Source organism: Micromonospora sp. NPDC005806 (assembly GCF_042871425.1).
Classification (GTDB): Bacteria; Actinomycetota; Actinomycetes; order Mycobacteriales; family Micromonosporaceae; genus Micromonospora.
This window is the reverse complement of record NZ_JBIAIL010000037.1, coordinates 18,292-41,808: the sequence shown is the minus strand read 5'-3', so window position 1 is coordinate 41,808 and position 23,517 is coordinate 18,292. Positions and strand designations below refer to the sequence as shown.

Below are 23,517 nucleotides of genomic sequence, written 5' to 3'. Positions count from 1 at the left end.
CTCGTCACCCCGTGGTGACGAGGGGCGGACCGGCCTACTTGATGCCGAGCTTGTCGCAGGCGGCCTTGTACTCCGCGGTGCAGACGTCCGCCGCCTTCAGCGCGCCGTCCGGACCGAACATCACCTCGGCGACGTTCTGCTGCGTCACGACCGTCGGGGTGAACAGCTTCGACGGCGTGTCGAAGAGAGTGGTCTCGCCCGCCGGCGCGTTGCCCTGGACGAACTTGTACGCGATCTCCGCAGCCGCCTCGGCCACGATCTTGATGGGCTTCGAGATCGTGTTGTACTGGTCACCGGCGATGATCCGCTGGATCGCCGCCGCCTCCGCGTCATTGCCGGTCACCGGCGGGACCTTCGCGCCGGCGGCCTTGAACGCGGCGATCGCGCCACCTCCGGTGCCGTCGTTGGCGGCCACCACGCCGGCGACCTGGCCCGGGAACTGGGTGATCTGTCCGCTCACCCACTCCTGCGCCTTGCTCGGCTGCCAGCCCGGGGTGTCGTACTCGGCGAGCAGCTTGAACCCGCTCGGGTCGACGGCGGAGTGGATGCCCTTCTTGATCAGCCCGGCGGCGGCGTCGGTGGGCGAGCCGTTGACCTCGAGGATCCCGCCCTGCGCGTTGGACTGCTTGAGGTGGTCCACCAGGGACTGGGCGATCAGCGAGCCGATCTTCTCGTTGTCGAAGGAGACGTAGTAGTCGGCCTTCGCGCCCGGAATGGGCCGGTCGTAGGCGATGACGGCGACCTTCTGGGCCTGCGCCGACTTCACGATCGTGGCGGCGGCGGCCGAGTCGACCGGGTCGAGCACGATCGCCTTGACGCCCTGGGCGAGGACCGAGTTGGCCTGCTGCTGCTGCTTCGACGCGTCAGCTCCGGCGTTCTGGTAGAGCACCTCGCACTTCGGGCAGAGCTCCTTCATCTTGGCCTTGAACAGCGGAGCGTCGTACTGCTCGTAGCGGGTGGAGGCGATGTCCGGCATCAGGAACGCGATCTTCGCGTTCTCCGCGCCCTTGCCGGAACCACCGCCGGCGTCGTCGGTGGAGGCACAGGCGGCGAGGGACGGGGCGGCGAGCAGCGTCGCGGCGACGGCGACGAGTGCCCGCAGGGGGATTCTCTTCATGACGCACTCCTCAGGTGTTCCGGCCGCACCCGGGTCGATCGGGGGTGGTGGGTGCGGCCGGCGTCGGCTGCCGTCCCGAACGGTCCGACAAGACCGTCGGGCAGTCCGTGACGACGAGGGTCGCTCGTGTTACGAACCAAACACCAGGGACCATTGTGATGTCAAGAGTCTGAAATAAAACACAACTCGCCTGTGACGCACGCCAGCCAAAACAGGCCTCAGTACAGCGCAACCGGGCGTTTCCCGGCCCCCGACCGCGTGTTATCTTCTCAGCAACATCACATGATGATGTGAGCAGAGCGTCGCCCGAAGCGGCGGATCCGGACGCGGTAGGTTGCGGCATGCGCGCGCCGGAGCGGACCGGACCCCGCACCTCCGGACCCGGCCGCTCAGCACCCACGACAGGAGGCAGCCCGGTGGCCAACGATGTCGCCAGCGTGAACACGGTGCCCGAGGCGGCCCCGCCCAGCCCACGCGAGCGGCGCGAGCAGATTCGTCGGCGGGTCATCGACGAGGGCTTCGTCAAGATCGAAGACCTCGCCGAGGCGCAGGGCGTGAGCCTGATGACCATCCATCGCGATCTCGACGTGCTGCAGAGCGAGGGCTGGCTACGCAAGGTGCGCGGCGGCGCCACCGCACAACCCTCGGCCGTCCACCACGGCGACGTACGCCACCGGGTGCAGGCGATGGCCGCCGAGAAGCGGGACCTCGCCCTCGCGGCGGTGGAACTCGTCACGCCGGGCGCCGCCATCATGATCGATGAGAGCACCACCGGGTTGGCGGTCGCGGAACTGCTGCCGGCCCGCGGCCCGCTGACCGTCATCAGCAACTTCCTGGCCGTGCTGAAGCTGCTCGCCGGTGAGCCGGGAGTCGACCTCATCGGTCTCGGCGGCGCCTACTACCCGGCGTACGACGCGTTCCTCGGCATGCAGACCACCGACGCCATCCGGTCCCTGCGGGCCGACGTCCTGTTCATGTCGACGACTGCGGTCACCGACGGACACTGCTACCACCAGTCACAGGAGACGGTGGCCGTCAAACGGGCGCTCATGGAGGCCGCCAACCGGCGCGTCCTGCTCATCGACCACAGCAAGTTCACCAAGAACGGGCTGCACCAGCTCGCGCCGCTCACCGCCTTCGACCTGGTCATCGTGGATGCGGGCGCGGACGAGTCCCAGCTCGCCCCACTCCGGGCGCAGGGCGTTCCCCTCAGGATCGCCGGTCGAGCCGCCTGACCCGGACCGGCCGAGGGGGAGCGACGCGCGCCCGCGGGTCAGCGCAGCGGCCGCTTGAGGTGGTAGCGGTGCACCTCGGTGCTGCCCTGGACGTTGTTCACGTCCTCGGCGGCGGAGACCAGCTCCCAGCCCTCCCGGCCGACCCGGTTGAGGTGCGCGATCGCCGTGTCGCCGTACGCGGTCACGTCGGTGCGCGACCCGTCCGGGGCGTACCAGACGAACGAGACGTGGAAATTGCGGCCCTGCCCCTGATAGCGGCGGACCAGCAACGCGTACTCCCAGGCAACCATCCGTCCATTATCAACGGGCGGCGGGCGGCCCCGGAACGCGGCGGGCGGAACGCCGACAGTGCGGTGTCACGCCGGGGCGGGCAGGGCGGCCAACTCGGCCCGGGTGGGCGGGTCGGCGCCCCGTCGGGCGCAGGTCAGCGCGGCCACCCGCGCGGCGTTGTCGAGCACGGTGGCGAGCGTCTCCGGGCCGGCGGCCCGCAGCGCGGCGCGCCGGTCGGCGCCGAGCAGTCGGTGTTCCTGCAGCGCGGCCAGCAGTCCCGCGGTGAACGCGTCACCGGCGCCCACGGTGTCCACCACCGTCACCGGTCGGGCGGTCACCCGCCACGCCACCTGCCGGGTGACCGCCAGCGCTCCTTCGGCGCCGAGGGTGACCACGACGAGGCCGGCGCCCAGCTCCAGCCACCGCCGCGCCACCCGGTCCGGCGGCTGTCCCGGGTGCAGCCAGTCCAGGTCCTCGCGGCTGACCTTGACCAGGTCCGAGACGGCGACCAGGTCCTCGACCCGGTGCCGGGCCCGAACCCGGTCACCGGTGAGCGACGGGCGGCAGTTCGGGTCGAAGCTGATCGTCGTGGTGGCCCGGCGGTCGTGGACCAGCGCCACCACGTCGCCGGCGCCCGGGTCGAGGACGGTGGCGAGCGATCCGGTGTGCAGGCAGTCGCTTCCGGCGCCCACCCCGGTGAGGGTGCCGGCCGGGAAGGCCGGCCAGTCGATCGCGAAGTCGTACCGGGCCTGCCCGTCCGCGCCCACCCGGGTCCGGGCCACGCTGGTATGCGGCAGATCCGACACCGAGGCCGGATCCAGCCGTACGCCGCTGCCGGCCAGGTGGGCACGGACCAGCCGCCCGTACGCGTCGTCGCCGAGCTGGGAGAGCAGCGTGGTGGGCTGGCCGAGGCGGGCGAGCGCGACCGCGACGTTCGCCGGGCTACCGCCCGGGTACGCGGTCGCCCCACCCGCCGCCTCCTCGATCAGGTCGACCAGGCTCTCGCCGACAACGGTGATCACCTCAGCCCGCCTGCCGGCCCGGGGTCTGCTCGAGCGTGGTCGCGCCGGTCATGATGGCCACCGCCTCGGGCATGGTGTGCGACGTGGCCGTCACCACCCCCGCGCACCGGCCCAACCGCTGGATGTGGATCCGGTCGGCCACCTCGAACACGTGCGGCATGTTGTGGCTGATCAGGATGACCGGCAGGCCGCGGGAGCGGAGCTCCTCGATCATCCGGAGCACCTGGTTGGACTCCCGCACGCCGAGCGCCGCGGTGGGCTCGTCGAGCACGATAACCTTGCTGCCGAAGGCGGCGGCCCGGGCCACCGAGACCGCTTGGCGCTGGCCTCCGGAGAGCGTCTCGACCGGCTGCGCCACGTTCTGCAGCGTGCCGATCCCGAGGTCCTCGAGGGCCTGCTCGGCGTCGCGGCGCATCCCCTTCTGGTCGAGCATCCGGAACACCGAGCCGAGGATCCCGCGCCGGCGCTTCTCCCGGCCGAGGAAGAGGTTGCTCGCGATGTCCAGCGCCGGCGCCACGGCCAGGGTCTGGTAGACGGTCTCGATGCCGGCGTCCCGGGCGTCCTGGGGGCGCTTGAAGTGCACCGGCTTCCCCTCCAGGAACAGCCCGCCGGCGTCCGGGATCAGCGCCCCGGTCAGACACTTGATCAGGGTGGACTTCCCGGCACCGTTGTCCCCGATGACGGCGAGCACCTCGCCCGGGTACAGGTCCAGGTCCACCCCGTCCAGGCCGACGACCTTGCCGAAGGTCTTCACCAACCCGCGGGCGGAGAGCACCGGCGTACGCTGGCCGTCCGCGGTCGCGCCGGGACTGTCGAGTGGGGTGGGTGCGGTGGCGGCGGTCATGACCTCACCTTTCTGATCCACTGGTCCACGGCGACGGCGAGAATCACCAGCACGCCGACGGCGAGTACGCGGTACTGGTCGTCCACGCCGGCCAGCGAGAGGCCACTGCGGAAGAACCCGACGATCAGCGCGCCGAGCAGCGTGCCGAGCACGGCACCGCGGCCGCCGAAGAGGCTGGCGCCGCCGATGACGACGGCGGTGATGCTCTCCAGGTTGGCGTCGGTGATGGCGTTCGGGCTGGCCGCGCCGGCTCGTCCGATGAGGATCCACGCGGTGAGCCCGTAGATCGCCCCGGCGATGACGTAGACGCTCACCAGCACCCGGTCGACCCGGATGCCGGCGAGCCGGGCGGCCTCCTTGTCGTCCCCGACCGCGTAGACGTGCCGGCCCCAGGCGGTCTTGGCGAGCGCGAAGCCGACGGCGAGGTAGAGCAGGAGCACCACGATCACGCCGACGGTGATCCGGAACCGGCCCACCGGGAAGGACTCGCCGGTCCAGCTCAGCAGGGCGGGCAGGTTGGTGGCCTGCACGCTGCGCCCCTCGGAGTAGAGGAGCCCCACGGCGGTGAAGACGCTGAGCGTGCCGAGGGTGACGATGAAGGGCGGCAGCTTGAGCCGGGTCACCAGCCCGCCGTTGAGTGCGCCGGCGGCGGCGCCGACCGCGACGGCCAGCAGGACGGCGAGGACGGCCGGCAGCCCGTTCTCGGCGGCCAGCTTGGCCGCCAGCATCATCGCCAGGATGGTGACGGCGCCGACCGACAGGTCGATGCCCGCGGTCAGGATGATCAGCGTCTGCCCGACGGCGAGCGCGCCGATGACGGCCACCTGCTGCAGCACGAGCGACAGCGAGTTGGGCGAGGCGAAGCGCGGGTTGAGGGTGGAGAAGACGACGAACGAGATGAGCAGGACCAGGAACGGGCTGATCGCGGGGTGCGCGTGCAGCAGGTGCTGCAGCCGTTGCAGCGGCGAGTGCTGGCGCTGCGCGAACTCCTGCGCTGCGGTGGTCGGTGGCGTGGCGGTGGTCATCATGGGCTCCTGCCGGTGGCGGCGGTGGCGGACGAACCGCCGGGTCGGGGGGCACGGGATGCGCCGACCCCTCGACCCGGCGGTGGTGGCTCAGCCCCAGCAGCGCTGGGCGCCGTCGGCGCTGGTGATGCTCTCGACTCCGCTGGCGGTCTTGTCGGTGACCAGCGCGACGCCGGTGTCGAAGAAGTCCAGGCCGTCGCTGACCTTCGGCTTCTCCCCGCCGCTCGCGATCTTCTTGATCGCCTGCACGCCCAGCTCGGCCATCTTCAGCGGGTACTGCTGCGAGGTGGCGCCGATGACGCCGTCCTTGACCTGCTTCACGCCGTCGCAGCCGCCGTCGACCGAGACGATCAGGACGCCCTGGGTCTTGCCGGCCGCCTGGAGCGCCTTGTGCGCGCCGACCGCGGCCGGCTCGTTGATGGTGTAGACCACGTTGATGCCGGGGTTCTTGGTGAGGCAGTTCTCCATCGCCGTCCGGCCGCCGTCCTCGGCGCCGTTGGTCGGCTCGTTGCAGGCGATCGTGTAGCTGCCACCGGAGTAGCTGCCGGTCTTCGCCTCGTCGCCGTTCTTCTTCTTGTCGGCGGTGTCGATGCCCATGCCGGTCAGGAAGCCCTGGTCCCGGTTGTAGTCAACGGAGACCACCTTGTCGTTGAACAGGTCCAGCAGCGCGATGGTCGCCGGCTTGCCGGCGAGCTGGTTCGCCGTCCACTTGCCGATCAGCTCACCGGCTTTGAAGTTGTCGGTGGCGAAGGTGATGTCGACGGTGTTCGCCGGGTCCGGCGGGGTGTCCAGGGCGATGACGTACAGCCCGGCGTCCCGCGCCTTCTTGATCGCGGGGTTGACGCCGGGGCCGGTCGGCGTGATGAGGATGCCGGCGTCGCCGCGGGCGATGGCATTCTCGATCGCCTGCACCTGGCCGGCCTCGTCGCCGTCCTCCTTGCCGGCGGCCACGGTCAGCTTGATGCCCTCGGCGTCGGCGGCCTTCTTGGCGCCGTTCTGCATGGCGACGAAGAACGGGTTGGTGGAGTTCTTGGTGATCAGGGAGACGGCGATGGTCTTGCCGCCGGAACCGCCGTCGCTGGAGCTGTCGCCGCAGCCGCTGACCACGATGGACGTCGCCGCTGCGGCGGCGACCAGCAGGGCGGCGCGGCGGCGGCCGATGCGCTGGATCATGTGTACTCCCTCGGGGGGACCACGGCGGGCCGTGGCGGAGGATGACAACGATGTCAGCGCAGTTTCCGCGCCGTGTATGACCGATGTCAATGCAATGTCCAAGGGTTTTCACGACCAGCACGCAACCCACCGGTCACTCTTGACATCGATGTCAGACACCGGGACGATGCCCGTTACGTACCGGCCGGAGGCGCCCGGCCAGCGCGACGGCCGATCACCGGCGGCCGGCGGCGGGGACCGCCGACGGTCACCGCACCAGCCCCCGTCCGGTAGGAGCGACCATGGACAGTGCCGCCTCCGCCCCACCGACCGCCGCCCGGGCCCGGCCCACGCTCCGGGACGTCGCGCAGCTCGCCGGCGTGAGTCCGAAGACGGTGTCCCGCGTGGTCAACGGCGAGGCCGGCGTCTCCGCGCCGAAGACGGCCGCGGTGCGGCGGGCGATCGCCCAGCTGGACTACCGGCCGAACTTCACCGCGAGCAGCCTGCGGCGGTCCAGCGGTCGCAGCGCGGCCATCGCCGCCGTCCTGGAGGACCTGGCCAACCCGTTCTCCGCCGCCCTGCACCGGGCGCTCGAGGACGCCGCCCGGGAGCGAGGGGTGCTCATCTTCGCCGGCAGCGTCGACGAGAACCCGGACCGGGAACGGGAGCTCATCCACGCCTTCACCAGGCGCCAGGCCGACGCCCTGGTCGTCGCCCCGGCCAGCGACGACCAGCGCTACCTCGCCGGGGAGGTCAGCGCCGGCACCCCGGTGGTGTTCGTCGACCGGCCACCGGTCGGCCTGCCGGTCGACGCCGTCCTCGCCGACAACCGCCAGGGCGCCGCGTCCGCCGTCCACCACCTCGTCGCGCACGGGCACCGGGCCGTCGCGTACCTGGGTGACCTGCAGACGATAGCCACCGCCCGGCAGCGCTTCCAGGGCTTCCGCGAAGGCCTGGCCGACCACGGCCTCCGGCCGGTCGCCGCCGTGCACGACCTGCACACCGAAGCCGAGACGGCGGAGGCGGTCCGTCGGCTGTTCGCTGCGGACACCCCACCCACCGCGCTCTTCACCTCGCAGAACCTGGTCACCATCGGCGTCATCCGGGCCCTGCAAGAGCTCCGCCGGCAGGATCAGGTCGCGCTGGTGGGCTTCGACGACTTTCCCCTCGCCGACCTCCTCCAGCCGGCGGTCACGGTGATCGCGCAGGACCCGGCCGAGATGGGCCGCCTCGCCGCGTCACTGATCTTCCGCCGGCTGGACGGCGAGCAGTGGCCGCCCCGCACCCACCTGGTGGCGACCCGGCTGATCCCCCGGGGTTCGGGCGAGCTCAGGGGGCCGTACCCGGGATGACCAGCGCGCCCGCGCCGGCCATGCGTCCGGTGATCAGCGCGGCGAGCCGGTCCCGGCCCAGGTCGATCGTGGCGAGCTGGTCGGCGAGCGGCCCCACGGTCCGAGCCCGCACCCGCTGGTCCGCCAGGACGTAGCCGACCCGGGCAGCTCTGCCGGCTCCGCGTCAGCCTACGATCAGGGTGCGCAGCTGCCGGGCCGCGGCCGGGTCAGCGCAGCCGGACAGGGTGAGCGCGTCGCGCAGCTCGGCCGCGAGCAGGGCCAGCGCCGCCTCGGCGCCGGCCCGTCCGCCAGCGGCCAGGGCCCAGAGCATCGGCCGGCCGATCAGCACGCCGGCGGCGCCGAGGGCGAGCGCGCGCAGCACGTCGGTGCCGCTCCGTACGCCGCTGTCCAGCAGCACCGCGCAGCGCTCTCCCACCGCCGCGACCACCTCGGGCAGCACGGTGGCGGTCGCCGGGGCGCCGTCCAGCTGCCGTCCACCGTGGTTGGAGACCACCACGGCGTCCACCCCGGTCTCCGCCGCGCGGACTGCGTCGCGCGGGTCGAGGATGCCCTTGACCAGCAGCGGCAACGGCGTACGCTCGCGCAGCCAGGCCAGGTCCGCCCAGCTCAGCGCCGGGGCGAAGACCGCGCCGGTGTGTGCCGCGACCGCGGACACCCCGGGGATACCCTGGTGGGCCAGGTCGTTCCGGCCACCCGGCAGGTTCGCCGCGGTGACGTGTGGGGGCAGCGTGAAGCCGTTGCGCACGTCGCGCAGCCGCCGGCCGAGGACCGGCACGTCGACGGTGACCATCAGCGCGGTGCAGCCGGCCGTGTGCGCCCGGTCCAGCAGATCGGCGACCATGCCCCGGTCGCGCAGCCAGTAGAGCTGGAACCAGATCGGGCCGCCAACCCCGGCGACCTCCTCGATCGGCGTGCTGCCCAGGGTGCTCGCCACGTAGGGCACGCCGGCTGCGCGGGCGGCGGCCGCGAGGGCAACCTCGCCGTCCGGGTGCAGCAGTTTCTGATACGCCATCGGCGCGACCGCCACCGGCATGGCGTAGCTGCCGCCGGGCAGGGCCGCCTCGGTGCGCGGGGCGTCCACGCCGGTCAGCACCCGGGGCAGCACCGCCACCCGGTCCAGGGCGGCACGGTTGGCGGCGAGGGTGATCTCCCTGCCGCTGCCGCCGTTGACGTACTCCCACACCTCCCGTGGCAGCACCGCCCGGGCCAGCTCGGCGAAGTCGGCCAGGCTGGCGGGCGGCCGGAATCCCGCTGCGGCGTCACCGTCGGGCGGCGCCGACCCTTCCGCGCCGACGGGAGCGTCCGACATGGACGCCGGGCTCGCCGCCGGGTCGATGGCGTGACCGGTCGGGACCGGCGTCGGAACGGTCGGCCGGGCGTCCAGCGCCGGCCCGTCGGTCACCGCCGGCTCAGTCAACTGGGTGGGGACGCCGGCGTCACGCATCCGCGCAGCATACCGCTCCTCCCGTCGTGCAGCGGGTCTACGAGCCGGTGCCGGAGTCGTGACCTGCCATCGCGCGGCCGGGTGCTCCCGGCCGCGCCCCGGGTCAGCGGTAGTGCAGCAGCACCACCCCGTTGCCGAACCGCCGGCTCTCCGCCAGCTCCAGGTCGAGGCGGGTGCCGGCGGGGAACAGCCGCTTGCCGCCGCCGACCACGACCGGGTGGAGGTAGATCTGCCACTCGTCGACCAGACCCAGGCGGCGGAAGGCGGCGGCCAGGTCGGCGCCGCCGACCACCAGGTCGCCGCCGGGCTGCTCCTTGAGCGCCCGAACCTCCTCGGGGACGACCTCCCGGACCACGGTGGCGTTCCAGTCGGCGCGGTCCAGGGTGCGCGAGTAGACAACCTTCGGCATGTCCCGCCAGATCCCGGCGAACTCCCGGGTCGGCGCGCTGGCCCCCGGGTCCTGGTCGGCCGTCGGCCAGTAGGCGGCCATCAGCTCGTAGGTGCGGCGGCCGTCCAGGAAGGCGCCCTTGGTCCGCAGCTCGTCGTTGAAGTGCTGGTGGAGCTCGTCGTCGACGCGGTGCCAGTCCAGCTCCCCGCCCGGGCCCTCGATGAAGCCGTCCAAGGAGATCGACATCCACACGATGACCTTGCGCATGAGCGTCCTTTCCGTTGGCGGGCCGGACCGCCAGTCTGGCAGGCTGCCGGCGTGCACGGGGACCAGGTGATCGCGCTGCTGGACCAGTTCGCCGCGGCCGGGCTGCGGGTCTGGGTGGCCGGCGGCTGGGCGGTGGACGCCGTGGTGGGCCGGCGGACCCGGCCGCACGGCGACCTCGACCTGGCCTTCGACGCGACCCAGCAGGTGCCACTGCTCGCGCTGCTCGACCGGCTCGGCTTCGTGACCACCGTGGACTGGCTGCCGGTCCGCGCCGAGCTCACCGCCCCCGACGGGCGGAAGGTCGACCTGCACCCGGTGGCCTTCCGGCCGGACGGCAGCGGCGTCCAGGCCGGGCTCGACGGGGCGTCGTTCCGCTACGCCCCGGACGGCTTCGCCGCCGGGAGCATCGCCGGCCGGCCGGTGCCCTGCCTGTCGGTGGCCCAGCAGCTGCGCTTTCGCGAGGGGTATCCGCCCCGGGCGGTGGACCACCACGACATCGCCCTGCTCCGGCAGGTCAGCCCCGTCGACTGACCGTCACCCGGCCGGCCGCTCCACCCCGAGCCGGTCCAGGTGGCGGTCGACCCCGGCGGTCATCCGGGCGAACTCGGCCGCCAGGTCCACGCCGTACCGGTCGGCGAGGACCAGCACCGACCAGAGGCAGTCGGCCAACTCGTGGCCGAGTCGCTCGCGGGCGTCCGGCAGCTCCCGCCGCCCCTCCACGGCCAGCACCAGCTTGGCCAGGTCACCGACGTCGCCGACGAAGCCGAGCGTCAGGTCCTCGGTGCGCCACGGGGTCCGGCCCGCCGCCTCGTGGTGCCGGTCGTAGCGGTCGGCGACGACCCGCGCCCGGGCCTGCAACTCGGCGAGATCCATGCCGGCAATCTAGTCGGTAGGTCGGCGTATGGTCGGCCCATGGCGACCTGGGACGACGTACGCCGGATCGCGCTCGCGCTGCCCGAGACGAGCGAGCGGGGCAGCCACGACGACCTGCCCGCGTGGCGGGTGCGCGACAAGCTCTTCGTCTGGGACCGGCCGCTGCGCCCGGCCGACCGGGCGGCCCTGGGCGACGCCGCCCCGGACGGCCCGGTCCTCGGCGCGCGCGTACCCGACCTGGGCGCGAAGGAGGCGCTGCTGGCCGACGACCCGGCGGTCTACTTCACCACCCCGCACTTCGACGGTTATCCGGCGGTGCTGGTCCACCTCGACCGGATCGACGTCGCCGAACTGACCGAGCTGATCACCGAGGCGTGGTACGCCCGCGCCCCGAAGCGGCTCGCCGCCGCGCACCGGGCGGAGACGCGGTGAGTCCTCCCCCACGCCGGGCCGCGCCGGACGCGATCGTCTTCGACATGGACGGCACCCTGATCGAGTCGCACACGGTGGTGCCCGCGGCCTACCGCGCGGCCGTCGTGGACGGCGGCGGGCCGGTGCGCTCCGACGATGAGATCATCGCCGGCTATCCGCTCGGCCCGCCGTCCGCGCTGCTCACCCACCTGCTCCGGCGTCCGGCCAGCGCAGCGGACCTGGCCAGTTACCACGCCCACCTGGCCGCGCTCGCGGGGCAGGTCACCGCCTATCCGGGTGTGGGCGACATGGTGGCCGAGGTCGCGGCCCGGATGCCGGTCGGCCTGTTCACCGGTGCCAGCCACCGCGCGGCCGAGATCCTGCTAGACCGGGCCGGCCTGCTGGGGCACTTCCGCGTCGTCCTCGGCGGCGACGAGGTGGCCCGTCCCAAGCCGGCCCCGGACGGCGTCGAGCTGGCCTGCCGGCTGCTGGGGGTGGTACCCGGCCGGGCCGCGTACGTCGGTGACTCGCCGCTCGACCTGCGGGCCGCCCGCAGCAGCGGCGCGGTGGCGGTGGCCGCCGGCTGGGGTCACCAGTACGACCCGGCCGAGCCGGCGGACCTGGCCGCCGCCGCCCCCGAGGATCTGCTGTCCCTGCTCGGCTGACCGGTGGCCGGTCACCCCGGCTCACCCAGAGCGACGCGGACGGCCTCCTCGGGGGTGTCGACGTGCACCGGGCCCGGCACCGGGGAGCCGTGGGCGTCGACGATCCGCCAGCCGCCGAGCACCACCACCGGGATACCACCGCGCCGCATCGCCAGGGCCACCTCACTGAGGGTGCCCCAGGAGCCGCCCACGGCGATCACCGCGTCCGCGCTCCACACCAGGATCGCGTTGCGGGCCTGCCCCATGTTGGTGACCAGGTGTGCGGACAGCTCGGCGGGACCGGGATCGGTGCCGTCGTCGGGGCGTACCCCGATCACCAGGCCGCCGCGGGAGCGGGCGCCTACGGCCACGGCGGCCATCACCCCGCCACCGGCGCCGCAGAGGACGGTGACGCCTCGCCCCGCCAGCAGCTCCCCCACCCGCCGAGCGTGCGCCACCTCGGCCGGCGTCGCCTGCCCCGGCCCGCACACCGCCACCTGCATCCGCCCCACCCCTCGTCCGGGCCGTCAACCTCACTGTCAGGCGGGGGTGAGCACGGCCTCCCTGAGCAGGCGGCGGGCCAGGACCAGGCGGTCCGCGTCGTCGTCCAGGCCGGGCAGGTCGCCGACCCGGGTGACGTCGCCGGTGAGCACGGCCCGCAGCGCCGGCTCGCAGGTGCCGGGCAGGGTGATGGTGCGGTCGAACAAGCGCAGCGCCACCTTCCCGTCTCCGGTGGGGGTGAGCTGCCAGCGCAGGGCGGCACGGACCGCGACCTGGCTGTCCGGGTCCAGCGCGGCCAGCGCGGCGGCCTGGGCGAGGGGCCGGATCGGTGCCGGCCGGGCGGCCGGCCAGGCCCGCTCCCGAAGCCGGGCGGCCACCGCGGCCGGGTCGGCGCCCAGCAGCCAGTCGCGCAGCGCCTCCACCGTCTCGGTCAGCTCCGGCTCGATGGCGTCCGGGTCGGCGACGTCGACGCCGAACGGCAGCCCGACGCGCAGCCGGGGCTCCTCAGCGGCGAGCGCCAGCAACTCCTCGACCAGGGCGTACCGGGTCAGCGCGCGGATGCCCACGGTCAGGTGCAGCGAGCTGGACTCCTGCGCCTGCGCGCTGTGCAGCCAGCCGCGCGGCAGGTAGAGCGCGTCGCCGGGTTCGAGCACCACGTCCAGCGCGGGCCGCCCCTCGGCGGTGGCGGAGACCTCGTCCGCGCGCCCACCCCAGGTCTGCTTCTCCAACGGGTCGGGCAGCACCGGCGGGTGGATCCGCCAGTGCTTACGGCCGTCGACCTGGAGCACGAAGACGTCGTGGGTGTCGTAGTGGGTGGCGAAGCCCTGACTCCCGGCCGGAGTCAGGTAGGCGTTGACCTGCAACGGCTGGGCCAGGGCGGCGCCCAGGTCCCGGGCGAAGTCGACCAGCGCCGGCCAGGTCCGGTGCAGGCCCTGCAGGACCAGGGTCGCGCCGTCGGCGTACAGCTGGAGGATCTTCTCGTCGAGGACCTGGTCGCCGATCTCGGCGCCCGCGCCGCCACCGCCCGTGTAGCCCGCCGCCGGCACCAGCTGGCCGTCCTTCGCGACGCGCAGGAACGGGGTACGCAGGCCGCGCCGGCTGAGCAGCTCGTCGGCGTCGGTGGGACTGAGCAGGTCGGTGAAGCCGGCCGGGTTGGGCAGCTCGGCGGCGCGGGACAGCAGCGGGCTGCGCCCCCAGTGGTCGGCGGCGAACTTGGCCGGGTCCACCGCCACGCAGCGGGCCAGGACGTCGGTCACGGAAGACGGAACCGCCGGGCGGCCGCGGCCGCCCGGCGGGTCGAGGTGCGTCATGGTCATCCGTCAGCCGGCGCTGCCGTCGGCGCCGCCGTCGCGCTGGCCGGGGGTCGCGCCACCGTCGGCCGGGCCCTCGGCACCGCCGTCGGCGCCACCGTCCTGCATGCCCGGGGTCGCGCCGCCGTCGGCGGGACCCTCCGCGCCACGGTCGGCACCGAGGTCCGCGCCGCGCTCCGCGCCCCGGTCCGCGCCGCCGTCGGCGCCACCGTCCTGCTGGCCCGGGTTCGCGCCACCGTCGGCCAGGCCCTCCGGGCCGCCGCCGGTGGTCTGCATGTCGTCGTCGTTGAGTGGCATGGGTGCTCCCTCGGGTGTGCCGCCCCGTCGTCCGCCGGGGTCCGTCGTGGAGCGGGTGGTACCCCACGTGCGATCTTCTCTAACCACACGGTAGACGCCGGGGCCCGGCGGGAGGGACGGTTCGCCGGGCCCCGGCGGACGTCACCCGGCCCGCGTGCCGGGCGGGCGCCGACGGTCGGTGTCAGCATGACGGTGAGGGCCGGTCGGACAGGAGGTGGCCATGGGGCAGCGGCCAGCGATGATCCTGGTCGGCACCTCCGGGTGGCAGTACCGCGACTGGCGGAAGCGCTTCTACCCGGCGAAGCTGCCGCAGCGGCTCTAGCTGGAGCACTTCGCGGCGCGGTTCGCAAGCGGCTGAGGGAGCCGGCCGAGCCGGTTGCCCGCTTCCTCGGCCGGGCCACCGGGCTGGGCGACCGGCTCGGGCCGGTGCTGGTGCAGCTCCCGCCGAACCTGCGCGCCGACCCCGACGCGCTGGACGCGACGCTGCGGCTCTTCCCGGGTGACCCGGACGCCAATGGCCCGCCCCACCGGCGAGGTGGAGCGGGCCGGAACGCCACCGGTCAGGGAATCATCTGAACCAGGTCCTTCGGCATCGTGGACTTGACGCCCTCCCACTCGCCCTGGTTGACGTGCCGGCGCAGGGTGTCCAGCACCACCTGTACCACCTGCTCCGTGCCGCCCTGCACGTCGTACGGGAAGCCCTGCCGGACCTCGTAGAGGAAGTCGTCGCGGTTCAGCTTGATCGGCACGTTCTCCGGCTGCCAGCCGTCGAAGTAGACGCCCCGCAGCAGCACCGGCAACTGCTGAGCGAACTCGACGCTCTGCGCCACCGGCATCCGGTCCCGCAGCAGGTGCAGCACGGTACGCAACGCCGCGTAGGACTGGTTGCGCTGCTCCTTCGGCCAGCCGTACGCCGACTCGATCTCCTTGAGCATCACGTTCGTCTTGTCCAGCGAGGACTCGAACGCGGAAATCATCTGCTCAGCCATCTGCCCACCCCCGTGCGTCGGTTTCCCAGCGTCGGTCGTCGGTGCGGCGCGGCGGCCCGCTGGGCCCCCGCCAGAGCCGGGTCGGGCTGAACCGACCGGGCCGCTCGCTGCGCCGGGGAGAGTCGGACTGCCCGACCACGTGCAGCACCCCGCCGCGGCGTCGATCCGCTACGACCCGCACCGTCATGGCCCACCTCCTGTCGGCCTCGCGGTCGCGTCGGTCGACGGACCGCACACACGGTCCATGCTGCGGGTCGACTGGGTGAGGGCACCTCACCCCGTCTGGGTGAACCCGTCCTCAGTGCCGGCCGACCCACTGCCACGCCAGTCCGGTCAGCAGCAGGACCGCCAGCAGGACGGTGAGGCAGCCCCATAGCCGCAGCTCCCCGACGAACATCAGGCGCGTGAGGTCGCTGGACTGCCGCGGCCCGCCCATGATCCGAGCCCACTCGTCCTCGTGGTCGTCCACCGGTCAGTCCTTCGCGCCGAGGAAGTCTCGCAGCCGCTGGCCGTTGCGCTGCGCGTAGTCGCGGTAGCAATTGTTCATGAGCACGTGCGTCTGCGCCGCCTCGCCGGCCAGCTCGCGCAGCTTGGGCGCCCAATCCCGCAACTCCCGGTCGGAGTAGTCGTAGCCGAACTTCTCGTGGATGTCCTTGCTCGTCCACTTGTCGCTGTGCCCGTGGAAGCGGACCACCGTGAGGTCCGCGGTGGCCGCCAGCACCGGCGGTACGGAGGACTTGTAGCCCTGCGGCATGTCGACGCAGACGAACGGCAGCTCGTGCTTGCGCAGGAAACCCAGCGTCTCCTCGGCGTTGTCGCCGTCGAACCAGGAGGCGTGGCGGAGCTCGAAGGCCGCGCGCAGCGGGGCGCACCGCTTCGCCACCTCGAGCAGGTACTGCTTGTTGCTCCGCTTGATGGTGAACCAGGGCGGGAACTGGAACAGGATCGCGCCCAGCTTGTCCGCGTCGACCAGCGGGTCCAGAGCGGACAGGAACCGGCTCCAGACCTCCTCGTACGCCTGCGGCGGCAGGTCGTCCGGGTAGAGGCTCTTCTTCTCCGTCTCCGGGCGCAGGTCCTTGTAGAGCGCCCCGACCCGGGTCGGGTGTCCGGTCAGCAGGCTGAACGCCTTGACGTTGAAGGTGAAACCAGGTGGAGTGCGATCCGCCCACAGCCGCGCTGTCAGCTCGGCGGGCGGCGAGTAGTAGGTGGCGTCCACCTCGACCAGCGGGAACTGCCGGGCGTAGTAGGCCAGGCGCTTTTCCGGGGTGTCCGCGGTCTGCGGGTACCAGCCGGAGTCGAGCAGGGTCCGGTCGGTCCACGAGGCGGTGCCCACCCTGATCTCACCCATGTGACGAGTCCACCGCGGACGGGACCGACCGGCAACCCGGGCGACGCTCAGGCCGCCCGTCGCTCCCGGGTCTGCTTGCAGGCCACGCACGACGTGGCGGACGGGAAGATCTCCAGCCGCTCCACCGGGATCGGCGCGGAGCAGCCCTCGCAGAAGCCGTATGTGCCCTCTTCGAGGCGGGTGAGCGCGTGCTCGAACTGGGCACGCCGGTCCAGGACGGTGCGCAGCAGGGACTGCGCGGTGTCCCGCTCGGCGGTCTTGGTGCCGCTGTCGGCCTGGTCGTCGCCGGCGGTGTCCCCGATCTCGACCAGCCGCAGCACCTGGCTCTGCTGCACGGCCTGCTCGTACTCCGCGGTCAGCTCGTCGTACCGCGACTGCAGGGACTGCCGGATCCGGTCGACCTCCGCCTGGGAGCGGCCCGTGGCTACCGTGTCGTGGACGAGCATCGCTGCCTGCCTTTCCTGGGGCCTCATGCCGGTCCGGGGCGCGAACGCCCCGGACGTGGTCCGATGGAATGCCCGGGTGAGATCACCCGTGCTCTGTGAGCCGGGCGATTACCCACCCCGTCTGCGGACCAAACCGGAGACTTCCGCGTTCTTTCCCGCCGTTCGTGCCCGCCTGTACCGTCCGGTCCGTGCCGGTGCGTCCCGACCAGCGGCCGAACGCCCGGAAACCGACCGCGCGGGCGCGGGGCGGTCAGGCGGCCTCGACCAGGGCCGGGTGGCGCGGGTCGTCGACGCGCACCACCACGTCCGCGAAGGAGGACGGGGCGACCTCCTCGGCGTACCGGGCGAACGCCGGCAGCGTCCAGCGCAGGTCCGGGTCGGTGCGCCGGCCCAGGGCCGCCGGCGAGAGCACGAGGTGCACGGTGACGTCGAACGGTAGGCCGCCGCCGAGCAGCAGCGGGCCGCTGACCAGCACAACCCCACCGGGCGGCAGCTCGACGTACCCGACGCGGCTGGCCCGGTCGGTGGCGGCGTCCCAGAGCGACGGTAGCAATCGACCCGAACCGTCGGAGCCGGCCGGTTCGAGCACCTCCCGGCGCAGCCCGGCCTCGTCGATCCAGCCCTCGTAGTAGGCGTCCGGGTTGGTCCGGCCGTGTTCCAGGCGGACCGAGGCGGGGCGGAGGAAGTCCACCGCGCGGATATGCAGCACCGGGCGGCCGGCGGCGCGCAGCGGGTCGACCAGGGCCTCGGCCAGGGCGTCCGGCCCTGCCGCCGGCGGCCCGTCGACGGCGACCCGCAGCCGGCCCGGCACGGCGGTACGGGCGAGCCGGTCGGCTAGTTCGGTGACGAGTAGCTCGGGGGTGATCGGACGGACGCGCATCCGACCATCCTGCCCGGCGGCCGGTGGGAGCCACCACGCGATCGGCCGGGCGGTCGGGGCTCCGTCCGGACAGGCGTGGGCGCGGTGGCCGGATCCGGCGTCAGCCGGTGCGGTCGATGGTCACGCGGGCGTCGTCGGCGAGCCGGTAGCCCACGCCGTAGACGGTGGTGACCAGCGGGACGTCCACCCCGACCTTGCCGCGCAGCCGGCGGACGTGCACATCGACGGTGCGGACGCCGGCGTGCTCGTACCCCCAGACCGCGTTGAGCAGTTGCAGCCGGGTGAACACCCGGCGGGGGTGGGCGACCAGGTGCAGCAGCAGGTCGAACTCGAGCCGGGTGAGCGGCAGCGGCTCGCCGTCGCGGAGCACCGACCGGGAGGCGGCCAGGATGTGCAGGCTGGGGATGGTCGGCGCGAGCGGCCGGCCCGGGGACCGCCCGGCCGGCACCGGGTCGGGGCGACGCTCGGCCGGGCCGGGGCTGCTGGAGATCACCGCGTCGCCGCGTTCCAGCAGCTCGCGCGCGGCCTCCAGCAGCCGGCGGGCGGGCGGGGTCAGCGACTCCTCGCAGGCGAGCGGGATGTTGAGGGTCACCGTGAGCACGGGTGCGGCCGTGTTCGCGGGGCGTCGCTGGCCGCCGGGGGGCCGACCGGGGACCGCGGGCTGGGACGTATGCCATCCGGCGCGCGACGAGGCGGGGCTGACCGACATGGTCCTCCTTGGCTGGTCCGGGTATCTCCCCACGGCCCGGGACGCCGCTTCATCGATGCTTCCCGGCGCCTGTGCGAGGGTCAAGGGGCGGCTACGTTGCATGAATGTGACAATTGACGAACACATCGGAGCCGAATGCTCGCTCTGCGTACGAGGCCAGATGATTACAGCAGAGTGGCGAGATGACCCGTTACGGGGGGTCCCCGCCCGGTTCACAGTGGCCGGTGTGGGCCCTGCGGGCACCGGAAACACGAGCGCGGCGCACCTGGCGACCAGGTACGCCGCGCCAGCGCCGGCGCCCGCTCAGCGCTCGCGGTCGACCACGATCCTCGCCTCGTCGGCGAGCCGGTAGCCCACGCCGTAGACGGTGGTCACCAGCGGCGTGCCGATGCCGAGCTTGGCTCGCAACCGGCGCACGTGGACGTCCACGGTGCGCGCCACCGCGTGTTCGTAGCCCCAGACGTTGGCGAGCAACTGGAGCCGGGTGAACACCTGCCGGGGGTGCTCGGCGAGAAAGAGCAGCAGGTCGTACTCGATCCGGGTCAGCGGAATCTCCCGGCCGCCCTGGCGGACCACCCGGACGCCGGTGCGGATCCGTACCGTGTCGGGTTCGTCGGCCGCCCCGGCTGGCGCGGGCGGCGCGGCGGCGCGCCGCAGGTCGATCACCGCCCGGGCCACCTCGTGCTCCTCGGGCCGGAGCACCCCCTCCCCGGAGGCGGCGAGTTCGTCGAGCAGGTCGACCAGCCGGGCCAGGCCGGGCGTCAGTGGGCCGACGCCGAGGTCGAGGGTGATGGTCAGGGTCGGTGCGGTGCGCGGTCGGCCCGGTCCGGCCCGGTCGGGGCGGCCGGGCCGGTGCGGACGCGGGGCGATGGCGACGACGGACATGGGGCCTCCTGAGCTGGCGGTCGCGGCCGCCACGCCGGATGCGGCATGGCGGTCAGCGGTACGCCCGGCCGGCGGTGACCGGGGGCGCGGCGGACGAGGGTCGGAGCGGCGGGGTGGGGCCGAGGGCGGGCAGCCCGGCGATGCGCCAGGCGGCGAACCCGCCGACCACGTCGGTGGCCCGGTGCAGGCCGACGTCCTGGAGCGCGGCGGCGGCCAGCGAGGAGGTGTAACCCTCCTGGCAGAGGATCACCACCGGCACGTCGTAGTCGACGGCCTGTGGCAGCCGGGTGGCACAGCGCGGGTCGAACCGCCACTCCAGGACGTTGCGTTCGACGGCGAGCGCGCCCGGGACGGTGCCGTGCGCCGCGCGCTGCCCGGCGGGGCGGATGTCGACCAGCAGCGCCCCGCCCCGGTACGCGAGGTGGGCATGCTCCGGGTCGAGCCGGCGCAGCCGGGCGCGGGCGGCGGCGAGGATCTCATCGACGCCCCTGGAGCCGGGCGGCGGGACCGGACAGCTCTCGGTACGGGTGTGGGTGGGCGGCATCGTCGCGTCCTTCCGTGCGGTGCGGGTCAGGGGTGGGACTGCGGGGCGCGGGCCGGCCGGGTCACCAGGCGACCCCGGCCTCGGCCACCTCGGCGACCAGGAGTTGTCCGGCGACGAGGCGGTAGCGGGTCATCCGGCTCAGCCCCGGCCGGTAGACGTGCACGCTGACCGCCGGCTGGTCGTCCCGGTTGGTGACGACGTGCACGTGGCGCGCGCCGAAGCGCCGTCCGGCGCCGGCGGCGAGCCGGTGCGGGCGCAGCCGGCCGCCGCTGACCGCCTCCTCGGTGAGGGTGCCGGCGACGACCAGGAAAGCTCCGGCGGAGCCGCCGTGGTCGTGCAGATCGGTGCCCTGCCCGGGCAGCCAGCTAAGGGCCCACACCTCGTGCTCGGCGTCGGCGGCGAGGCGCGCGTACCACCGCTCGGCGCGGTCGAAGCGCAGCGGGACCGGCCACCCGGCCGGGTCGGCCCAGCGGGCGGCGGCGGCGAGCAGGTCGGACGGGTCGGTGCGGGTCATCGGCGGGTCGTCCTCCCGGGTACGGAGCGGCGCATGTCCCGTCACCCTAGCCGATAAACCCTATAGACTTAGTAGGTTATATCGGATGGTGGGACGATGCCCCGGGGTTCGCGTCCGGTCAGCGCAGGACGGGCGGGTCCACCCGGTAGCCGGGGACCGAGGGCCAGCGGACCGTCAACACCACCGACTCCCGCTCCGCGTACCAGGAGTGGTCCACGCCCCGACCCCACACCACGTAGTCGCCCGGTTCGCGCAACACCACCGTGCGGTCCGCCAGTTCGACCCGGAACGCGCCGCTGATCAGCACCAGCAGGGCGGTACGCCGCTCGCCGGTCGCCCACCGGGAGCGGATCTCCCCCGCCGGATGCACCCCCCACTTCACCTCGACCTCGGTGCTGTGCCGGACGTCCCCGGGCGGCTTGAAGTGGCCGAGCAGCCAGCCGGCGTCGGTCGCCCCGTCCACCGCGGCCCTGCCCACGTACACCCGATCGCGCATCCGTCCCCTCTCGTGCCGGCTGCGCAAGCTACGTCGACGCCGGCCTGCCGGTCAACACGACCAACGACAAGGGCCACCCTGGCCCAGGGACGCGGATCCCGGATCCGATTCCGTCCGGGTCGACCGCTCGGTATCCAGGATCTGACCCCGACAGCCACCGGGCCCGCGGGCGGGCGGTATACAGAGGCGGTGGAGGATCCCGTACCCGAGCAGATGCGCGCGGCGGCCGGTGCGTTGCTGACGGCGCTCGACGAGCCGTCCCGGCAGCGGGCCCGGCACGACTTCGACGACGAGGCGGCCCGGCGGTGGCTGGAGTACCGGCCACTGCCCCGGCCCGGGGTCAGCCTCGCCGACCTGGACGTCACCGCCCGCAAGGCCGCCCACCGACTGCTCGCCACCGCACTCAGCCCCGCCGCGTACGCCCAGGCGATGGCCGTGGTCGCGCTGGAGGAGGTGCTCGACCGGGCGGAGGGGTGGCGGCGCGGCCGGCACAGCGGCGACTACTGGGTGGCCGTCTTCGGCGACCCGGCCCGCGACGACCGGTGGGCCTGGCGGTTCGAGGGGCACCACCTCTCGGTCAGCATGACCGTGGTCGCCGACCAGGTTTCCCCCGCCCCGCTCTTCCTCGGTGCCAACCCGGCGACCGTCCGGTACGCCGGCCGCCCGGTCTCCCGGCCGCTCGGCCCGGAGGAGGACCTGGCCCGGGAGCTCCTCGACGCGCTCGGCCCCGCCGGGCGGGCCGCGGCCGTCGTGGCCGACGAGGCGCCGGGCGACATCATCAGCGCCACCCGGCCCACCGCTCCCGGCCGGATCGACCCGCTCGGGATGTCCCGGGGCCGGCTCAGCCCGACCGGCCGCGCCCTGCTCGACCAACTGGTCGCGCTCTACCTGGACCGGCTACCGCCCGAGCTGGCCGCCCGCGAAGCCGGCCGCCTGGACGGCGGGGAGCTGCACTTCGCCTGGGCCGGCGCGACCCGTCCCGGGCAGCGGCACTACTACCGGATCCAGGGCGACGACCTGCTGATCGAATACGACAACACCACCGAGGACGGCAACCACGCGCATACCGTGCTGCGCCGTCCGGCCAGCGACTTCGGCGCCGACGTCCTCGCCGCCCACCACGCCACCGCCCACTGACCGGCCGCTCCGCCGAACTGCGGAGGGTGGTCGCGAGAACGGGTGGGGGCACGGCACATACCGTCAGGCCGGCGGGCGCATGATCTCCACGGTGGAGGCCGGGATGTCGCCGAGCGCCTCGAAGCCGCTCGGCTCGGCGGCCCGGCGCCGTTCGAACTGGCGCATCAGCCGGGCGCCCAGCCACACCCCGACCGAGCCCACCGCCAGTGCGAGCAGCTCGGTGGCCAGCTCGGCGCCGGTCGCCCCGCGCTGCGGCGCGTGGGCCCGCATCAGGCAGGTCAGCAGGAACAGCGCCGCCATGGCGGCGTTGACGAGGTTGAACGTGACGGCGGTGTGGCGGGTCCGCCCGGCGCGGACATCCCACAGGTCGACCATCCCGGCGACGGTGGTGAGTGCGGCGGCGACCAGGGCGGCGACGGCCGTCCAGTAGCCCACCTCGCCGAGGAAGGCGGGACCGCCGGCGACGTCGGCCAGGTCGAAGACGGCGGCGCTGACGAAGAGTCCGAACGGGAACGTCACCAGCATCGGTTGGATGGGGTGGCCCTGCACCCGCAGTCGGCTCTCCATCGGTTTCTCCCCAGGTCGGATCGGCTCACCAATCCAGGGTGCTACCCGAGGCCCACCTGGGTGAAACGAGTGTCGCTCAGTTGTCCCGGGGCCGGGAGACCGTGAGCAACAGCCGCTCGGCCACCTCGCGCAGCGGTATGTCCAACGAGGAGGCGGCGCTGCGGAGCACGTCCAGGGCCTCCGGCGCCGGACAGCCGCGCTGGGTCATGATCACACCGACGGCCTGGCCGACGACTCCCTCCTCCAGCAGCGCCGAGTCGAGCTGGCCGGCCTGGGCGGCCTGCCGCTCCCGGTCCCGGACCGCGGCCAGCAGAAGCCCGGCGTGCTCGGCGAGGAGCATCGCGGTGAGCTGGTGGCGGGTGGTGAGCGCATCGGCGGACTCGGCGTACAGGTTGATCGCGCCGATCACCTGCTCGTCCACGTCGACCGGCGCCGAGATCACCCCGTGCACCCCGAGCCCGCGGGCTCGACCGGTCCAGCCGGGCCAGCGCGACTCCTGGTCGAGGTCCTGGGCGATGATCATCTCGCGCCGCCGGATGGCGGCCAGCGCTGGCATGTCCGGCCCGTGCCGGAGGTCGTCCAGCTCGGCCCGGGCCGGGTCGGAGGCGGCGACACCGGCCGGCTCACCGGCGCGCAGCGCGGTGAAGCCGCAGCAGTCCACCTCGGGTACGGCGTCCCGGGCGACGCAGACCAGCCGCTTCAGCGCCTCGTCGAAGTCGGTGACCGCGATCAGGCCGGCGGTCAGCTCGCGCAGCAGCGCGGCGATCTCCAGCACTCCGAGCGTGTCGATCATGGATTCCCGCGTGTCGAGGTTCACCGGGCCACGGCCTCCGCCACCCCCGCGTACGGC

General features: G+C 73.6%; 32 protein-coding genes. 7 read left to right on the top strand and 25 right to left on the bottom strand.

Features of this window, described 5'->3' with window-relative positions; genetic code table 11:
* Window positions 1-34: 34 nt before the first annotated feature.
* On the bottom strand, window positions 35-1,117 hold the full coding sequence (locus tag ACFYOS_RS28875) for a substrate-binding domain-containing protein (protein ID WP_387148277.1): 1,083 nt from the start codon (window positions 1,115-1,117) through the stop codon (window positions 35-37).
* Between the two features lie 416 nt (window positions 1,118-1,533).
* On the opposite strand from ACFYOS_RS28875, the gene ACFYOS_RS28870 reads away from it, so the two are divergent.
* Window positions 1,534-2,352, top strand: a complete 819-nt coding sequence (locus ACFYOS_RS28870) for a DeoR/GlpR family DNA-binding transcription regulator (protein ID WP_387148275.1) — start codon at window positions 1,534-1,536, stop codon at window positions 2,350-2,352.
* A 38-nt stretch (window positions 2,353-2,390) separates the two neighbouring features.
* On the opposite strand, the gene ACFYOS_RS28865 is transcribed toward ACFYOS_RS28870, so the two are convergent.
* From ACFYOS_RS28865 to ACFYOS_RS28845, 5 genes are all read right to left on the bottom strand, one after another.
* Window positions 2,391-2,642 carry a hypothetical protein gene (locus tag ACFYOS_RS28865; RefSeq protein ID WP_091658185.1) on the bottom strand — a complete coding sequence of 84 codons (252 nt, stop codon included), beginning with the start codon at window positions 2,640-2,642 and terminating at the stop codon, window positions 2,391-2,393.
* Between the two features lie 66 nt (window positions 2,643-2,708).
* Window positions 2,709-3,644, bottom strand: coding sequence for a carbohydrate kinase (locus ACFYOS_RS28860; protein WP_387148272.1), 936 nt, complete (start codon window positions 3,642-3,644; stop codon window positions 2,709-2,711).
* Between the two features lies 1 nt (window position 3,645).
* On the bottom strand, window positions 3,646-4,488 hold the full coding sequence (locus tag ACFYOS_RS28855; protein WP_387148270.1) for an ATP-binding cassette domain-containing protein: 843 nt from the start codon (window positions 4,486-4,488) through the stop codon (window positions 3,646-3,648).
* Window positions 4,485-5,513: an ABC transporter permease gene (locus ACFYOS_RS28850; protein ID WP_387148268.1), complete on the bottom strand. Its 1,029-nt coding sequence runs from the start codon at window positions 5,511-5,513 to the stop codon at window positions 4,485-4,487. Before ACFYOS_RS28850 ends, ACFYOS_RS28855 begins: the two co-directional genes overlap by 4 nt.
* Window positions 5,514-5,603: 90 nt before the next feature.
* Complete coding sequence (locus ACFYOS_RS28845; protein WP_387148266.1) at window positions 5,604-6,686, bottom strand: substrate-binding domain-containing protein; 1,083 nt, start codon at window positions 6,684-6,686, stop codon at window positions 5,604-5,606.
* A 281-nt stretch (window positions 6,687-6,967) separates the two neighbouring features.
* Here ACFYOS_RS28845 and ACFYOS_RS28840 point away from each other — a divergent pair, with 281 nt between their 5' ends.
* Complete coding sequence (locus tag ACFYOS_RS28840) at window positions 6,968-8,017, top strand: LacI family DNA-binding transcriptional regulator (RefSeq protein WP_387148264.1); 1,050 nt, start codon at window positions 6,968-6,970, stop codon at window positions 8,015-8,017.
* On the opposite strand, the gene ACFYOS_RS28835 is transcribed toward ACFYOS_RS28840, so the two are convergent.
* The 3 genes from ACFYOS_RS28835 to ACFYOS_RS28825 form a co-directional block, all read right to left on the bottom strand.
* Complete coding sequence (locus ACFYOS_RS28835; protein WP_387148262.1) at window positions 7,995-8,129, bottom strand: hypothetical protein; 135 nt, start codon at window positions 8,127-8,129, stop codon at window positions 7,995-7,997. The genes ACFYOS_RS28840 and ACFYOS_RS28835 overlap by 23 nt on opposite strands.
* Window positions 8,130-8,180: 51 nt before the next feature.
* Entirely contained in the window at window positions 8,181-9,326 is a 1,146-nt protein-coding gene (locus tag ACFYOS_RS28830; protein ID WP_387148349.1) for an alpha-hydroxy acid oxidase, read from the bottom strand.
* A gap of 238 nt (window positions 9,327-9,564) precedes the next feature.
* Entirely contained in the window at window positions 9,565-10,116 is a 552-nt protein-coding gene (locus ACFYOS_RS28825) for a dihydrofolate reductase family protein (RefSeq protein ID WP_387148260.1), read from the bottom strand.
* Between the two features lie 51 nt (window positions 10,117-10,167).
* Between ACFYOS_RS28825 and ACFYOS_RS28820 the strand changes: the two genes are divergently transcribed.
* Complete coding sequence (locus ACFYOS_RS28820; RefSeq protein WP_387148258.1) at window positions 10,168-10,647, top strand: nucleotidyltransferase domain-containing protein; 480 nt, start codon at window positions 10,168-10,170, stop codon at window positions 10,645-10,647.
* Window positions 10,648-10,650: 3 nt separating this feature from the next.
* Here the strand turns inward: ACFYOS_RS28820 and ACFYOS_RS28815 are convergent, their stop codons facing one another.
* On the bottom strand, window positions 10,651-10,989 hold the full coding sequence (locus ACFYOS_RS28815) for a nucleotide pyrophosphohydrolase (RefSeq protein ID WP_387148256.1): 339 nt from the start codon (window positions 10,987-10,989) through the stop codon (window positions 10,651-10,653).
* Window positions 10,990-11,028: 39 nt separating this feature from the next.
* Between ACFYOS_RS28815 and ACFYOS_RS28810 the strand changes: the two genes are divergently transcribed.
* A complete protein-coding gene (locus tag ACFYOS_RS28810) occupies window positions 11,029-11,421 on the top strand; it encodes an MmcQ/YjbR family DNA-binding protein (protein WP_387148254.1) in 393 nt (130 codons plus the stop codon).
* On the top strand, window positions 11,418-12,065 hold the full coding sequence (locus ACFYOS_RS28805) for an HAD family hydrolase (RefSeq protein WP_387148252.1): 648 nt from the start codon (window positions 11,418-11,420) through the stop codon (window positions 12,063-12,065). Before ACFYOS_RS28810 ends, ACFYOS_RS28805 begins: the two co-directional genes overlap by 4 nt.
* Before the next feature lie 11 nt (window positions 12,066-12,076).
* Here the strand turns inward: ACFYOS_RS28805 and ACFYOS_RS28800 are convergent, their stop codons facing one another.
* Genes ACFYOS_RS28800 through ACFYOS_RS28790 form a run of 3 tightly spaced genes read right to left on the bottom strand, consistent with a single transcriptional unit; the run spans window position 12,077 to window position 14,152 of the window.
* The gene (locus ACFYOS_RS28800; RefSeq protein ID WP_387148250.1) at window positions 12,077-12,547 is read right to left on the bottom strand and encodes a dethiobiotin synthetase; all 471 of its coding nucleotides are present in this window, start codon (window positions 12,545-12,547) and stop codon (window positions 12,077-12,079) included.
* A 36-nt stretch (window positions 12,548-12,583) separates the two neighbouring features.
* Complete coding sequence (locus ACFYOS_RS28795; RefSeq protein ID WP_387148347.1) at window positions 12,584-13,855, bottom strand: cupin domain-containing protein; 1,272 nt, start codon at window positions 13,853-13,855, stop codon at window positions 12,584-12,586.
* 9 nt (window positions 13,856-13,864) lie between these two features.
* Complete coding sequence (locus tag ACFYOS_RS28790) at window positions 13,865-14,152, bottom strand: hypothetical protein (RefSeq protein WP_387148248.1); 288 nt, start codon at window positions 14,150-14,152, stop codon at window positions 13,865-13,867.
* Window positions 14,153-14,428: 276 nt separating this feature from the next.
* On the opposite strand from ACFYOS_RS28790, the gene ACFYOS_RS28785 reads away from it, so the two are divergent.
* Window positions 14,429-14,728: a DUF72 domain-containing protein gene (locus tag ACFYOS_RS28785; protein ID WP_387148345.1), complete on the top strand. Its 300-nt coding sequence runs from the start codon at window positions 14,429-14,431 to the stop codon at window positions 14,726-14,728.
* Here ACFYOS_RS28785 and ACFYOS_RS28780 read toward each other — a convergent pair.
* From ACFYOS_RS28780 to ACFYOS_RS28735, 10 genes are all read right to left on the bottom strand, one after another.
* Window positions 14,713-15,141, bottom strand: coding sequence for a DUF2267 domain-containing protein (locus tag ACFYOS_RS28780; RefSeq protein ID WP_387148246.1), 429 nt, complete (start codon window positions 15,139-15,141; stop codon window positions 14,713-14,715). The two genes, ACFYOS_RS28785 and ACFYOS_RS28780, sit on opposite strands and share 16 nt — an antisense overlap.
* A gap of 298 nt (window positions 15,142-15,439) precedes the next feature.
* Window positions 15,440-15,610: a hypothetical protein gene (locus ACFYOS_RS28775; RefSeq protein WP_387148244.1), complete on the bottom strand. Its 171-nt coding sequence runs from the start codon at window positions 15,608-15,610 to the stop codon at window positions 15,440-15,442.
* A 3-nt stretch (window positions 15,611-15,613) separates the two neighbouring features.
* Entirely contained in the window at window positions 15,614-16,489 is an 876-nt protein-coding gene (locus ACFYOS_RS28770) for a DUF72 domain-containing protein (RefSeq protein WP_387148242.1), read from the bottom strand.
* 47 nt (window positions 16,490-16,536) lie between these two features.
* Window positions 16,537-16,935, bottom strand: a complete 399-nt coding sequence (locus ACFYOS_RS28765; protein ID WP_387148240.1) for a TraR/DksA family transcriptional regulator — start codon at window positions 16,933-16,935, stop codon at window positions 16,537-16,539.
* 250 nt (window positions 16,936-17,185) lie between these two features.
* Window positions 17,186-17,815, bottom strand: coding sequence for a uridine kinase (locus ACFYOS_RS28760; RefSeq protein ID WP_387148238.1), 630 nt, complete (start codon window positions 17,813-17,815; stop codon window positions 17,186-17,188).
* A gap of 100 nt (window positions 17,816-17,915) precedes the next feature.
* Window positions 17,916-18,524, bottom strand: a complete 609-nt coding sequence (locus tag ACFYOS_RS28755; RefSeq protein WP_387148236.1) for a winged helix-turn-helix domain-containing protein — start codon at window positions 18,522-18,524, stop codon at window positions 17,916-17,918.
* 303 nt (window positions 18,525-18,827) lie between these two features.
* Window positions 18,828-19,409, bottom strand: a complete 582-nt coding sequence (locus ACFYOS_RS28750) for a winged helix-turn-helix domain-containing protein (RefSeq protein ID WP_387148234.1) — start codon at window positions 19,407-19,409, stop codon at window positions 18,828-18,830.
* A gap of 52 nt (window positions 19,410-19,461) precedes the next feature.
* The gene (locus tag ACFYOS_RS28745; protein ID WP_387148232.1) at window positions 19,462-19,953 is read right to left on the bottom strand and encodes a rhodanese-like domain-containing protein; all 492 of its coding nucleotides are present in this window, start codon (window positions 19,951-19,953) and stop codon (window positions 19,462-19,464) included.
* Window positions 19,954-20,014: 61 nt separating this feature from the next.
* A complete protein-coding gene (locus ACFYOS_RS28740; protein ID WP_387148343.1) occupies window positions 20,015-20,467 on the bottom strand; it encodes a cysteine dioxygenase in 453 nt (150 codons plus the stop codon).
* Window positions 20,468-20,585: 118 nt separating this feature from the next.
* On the bottom strand, window positions 20,586-20,963 hold the full coding sequence (locus ACFYOS_RS28735) for a signal peptidase I (RefSeq protein WP_387148230.1): 378 nt from the start codon (window positions 20,961-20,963) through the stop codon (window positions 20,586-20,588).
* A 213-nt stretch (window positions 20,964-21,176) separates the two neighbouring features.
* On the opposite strand from ACFYOS_RS28735, the gene ACFYOS_RS28730 reads away from it, so the two are divergent.
* On the top strand, window positions 21,177-22,100 hold the full coding sequence (locus ACFYOS_RS28730) for a DUF3500 domain-containing protein (protein WP_387148341.1): 924 nt from the start codon (window positions 21,177-21,179) through the stop codon (window positions 22,098-22,100).
* 63 nt (window positions 22,101-22,163) lie between these two features.
* Here ACFYOS_RS28730 and ACFYOS_RS28725 read toward each other — a convergent pair whose 3' ends face one another.
* Together ACFYOS_RS28725 and ACFYOS_RS28720 are read right to left on the bottom strand one after the other, a co-directional pair.
* Complete coding sequence (locus ACFYOS_RS28725; RefSeq protein WP_387148229.1) at window positions 22,164-22,667, bottom strand: DUF2231 domain-containing protein; 504 nt, start codon at window positions 22,665-22,667, stop codon at window positions 22,164-22,166.
* A gap of 76 nt (window positions 22,668-22,743) precedes the next feature.
* Window positions 22,744-23,484, bottom strand: a complete 741-nt coding sequence (locus ACFYOS_RS28720) for a GAF and ANTAR domain-containing protein (protein ID WP_387148227.1) — start codon at window positions 23,482-23,484, stop codon at window positions 22,744-22,746.
* Between the last annotated feature and the right edge of the window lie 33 nt (window positions 23,485-23,517).

Bases quoted from the DNA above. Each gene is read 5' to 3' on its own strand.
- ACFYOS_RS28875 (WP_387148277.1), bottom strand. From the start codon at position 1,117: ATGAAGAGAATCCCCCTGCGGGCACTCGTCGCCGTCGCCGCGACGCTG.
- ACFYOS_RS28865 (WP_091658185.1), bottom strand. From the start codon at position 2,642: ATGGTTGCCTGGGAGTACGCGTTGCTGGTCCGCCGCTATCAGGGGCAG.
- ACFYOS_RS28855 (WP_387148270.1), bottom strand. From the start codon at position 4,488: ATGACCGCCGCCACCGCACCCACCCCACTCGACAGTCCCGGCGCGACC.
- ACFYOS_RS28850 (WP_387148268.1), bottom strand. From the start codon at position 5,513: ATGACCACCGCCACGCCACCGACCACCGCAGCGCAGGAGTTCGCGCAG.
- ACFYOS_RS28845 (WP_387148266.1), bottom strand. From the start codon at position 6,686: ATGATCCAGCGCATCGGCCGCCGCCGCGCCGCCCTGCTGGTCGCCGCC.
- ACFYOS_RS28840 (WP_387148264.1), top strand. From the start codon at position 6,968: ATGGACAGTGCCGCCTCCGCCCCACCGACCGCCGCCCGGGCCCGGCCC.
- ACFYOS_RS28830 (WP_387148349.1), bottom strand. From the start codon at position 9,326: ATGTCGGACGCTCCCGTCGGCGCGGAAGGGTCGGCGCCGCCCGACGGT.
- ACFYOS_RS28825 (WP_387148260.1), bottom strand. From the start codon at position 10,116: ATGCGCAAGGTCATCGTGTGGATGTCGATCTCCTTGGACGGCTTCATC.
- ACFYOS_RS28815 (WP_387148256.1), bottom strand. From the start codon at position 10,989: ATGGATCTCGCCGAGTTGCAGGCCCGGGCGCGGGTCGTCGCCGACCGC.
- ACFYOS_RS28810 (WP_387148254.1), top strand. From the start codon at position 11,029: ATGGCGACCTGGGACGACGTACGCCGGATCGCGCTCGCGCTGCCCGAG.
- ACFYOS_RS28800 (WP_387148250.1), bottom strand. From the start codon at position 12,547: ATGCAGGTGGCGGTGTGCGGGCCGGGGCAGGCGACGCCGGCCGAGGTG.
- ACFYOS_RS28795 (WP_387148347.1), bottom strand. From the start codon at position 13,855: ATGACGCACCTCGACCCGCCGGGCGGCCGCGGCCGCCCGGCGGTTCCG.
- ACFYOS_RS28790 (WP_387148248.1), bottom strand. From the start codon at position 14,152: ATGCCACTCAACGACGACGACATGCAGACCACCGGCGGCGGCCCGGAG.
- ACFYOS_RS28780 (WP_387148246.1), bottom strand. From the start codon at position 15,141: ATGGCTGAGCAGATGATTTCCGCGTTCGAGTCCTCGCTGGACAAGACG.
- ACFYOS_RS28770 (WP_387148242.1), bottom strand. From the start codon at position 16,489: ATGGGTGAGATCAGGGTGGGCACCGCCTCGTGGACCGACCGGACCCTG.
- ACFYOS_RS28765 (WP_387148240.1), bottom strand. From the start codon at position 16,935: ATGCTCGTCCACGACACGGTAGCCACGGGCCGCTCCCAGGCGGAGGTC.
- ACFYOS_RS28760 (WP_387148238.1), bottom strand. From the start codon at position 17,815: ATGCGCGTCCGTCCGATCACCCCCGAGCTACTCGTCACCGAACTAGCC.
- ACFYOS_RS28755 (WP_387148236.1), bottom strand. From the start codon at position 18,524: ATGTCGGTCAGCCCCGCCTCGTCGCGCGCCGGATGGCATACGTCCCAG.
- ACFYOS_RS28750 (WP_387148234.1), bottom strand. From the start codon at position 19,409: ATGTCCGTCGTCGCCATCGCCCCGCGTCCGCACCGGCCCGGCCGCCCC.
- ACFYOS_RS28745 (WP_387148232.1), bottom strand. From the start codon at position 19,953: ATGCCGCCCACCCACACCCGTACCGAGAGCTGTCCGGTCCCGCCGCCC.
- ACFYOS_RS28740 (WP_387148343.1), bottom strand. From the start codon at position 20,467: ATGACCCGCACCGACCCGTCCGACCTGCTCGCCGCCGCCGCCCGCTGG.
- ACFYOS_RS28735 (WP_387148230.1), bottom strand. From the start codon at position 20,963: ATGCGCGATCGGGTGTACGTGGGCAGGGCCGCGGTGGACGGGGCGACC.
- ACFYOS_RS28730 (WP_387148341.1), top strand. From the start codon at position 21,177: ATGCGCGCGGCGGCCGGTGCGTTGCTGACGGCGCTCGACGAGCCGTCC.
- ACFYOS_RS28725 (WP_387148229.1), bottom strand. From the start codon at position 22,667: ATGGAGAGCCGACTGCGGGTGCAGGGCCACCCCATCCAACCGATGCTG.